This window comes from Vibrio sp. 1249-1, assembly GCF_033340495.1.
Genome location: NZ_JAWOWJ010001010.1, coordinates 1 through 549, shown reverse-complemented (window position 1 = coordinate 549; position 549 = coordinate 1). Strand labels below are relative to the sequence as shown.

Below are 549 nucleotides of genomic sequence, written 5' to 3'. Positions count from 1 at the left end.
AATTGAAATCACCGTTAGAGACCACTGAGCGAATTTCAGCGTGCTCGTCAATTCATCCACAGCGACGGTTGTCGTTTTGTTTGAATCATCAACCAATTTGTTTACGGTGCCATTCAGCTCCGAAAACAATTCCAGTGTCTTTTGCATCAGTTGTTGAGATTGTTCGTTATTCTCATACTGCTGCATCAAAATAGTGAACACGACCTGACGCTTACCGAGCTCTGTTAGTAGTTGGCTCATTTGTTTAGAGCGAGTGGGATCTTCTACGGCAAGAACACGGCGCTTCATGATTTTGAGATTACTTTCAAAATCACTTTGCACCTGCTGGATTCGCTCAATATTGGTTAATGTGCGAGCCTCTTCAATTTGATTCAGCATTTTAAAAGCTAATAAGTGCAGCTCATGCAATCGCTCCGTCAGATCTAGATCCACTTCCACCAGCGCATCTAGTGCCTGATAAACTTGCGATTTTTTATTCGATTCTAATAAGTCATAGATATGTGTGACGTTAGCAACGGCAATGGTGCTCGTGTTCTGAACTTGCGTCCG

1 pseudogene is annotated in these 549 nt (G+C 42.8%); it reads right to left on the bottom strand.

Annotated elements, in window-relative coordinates:
* Window positions 1–549, bottom strand: a pseudogene (locus R7Z50_RS30185) (TMAO reductase system sensor histidine kinase/response regulator TorS); the annotation flags it as partial.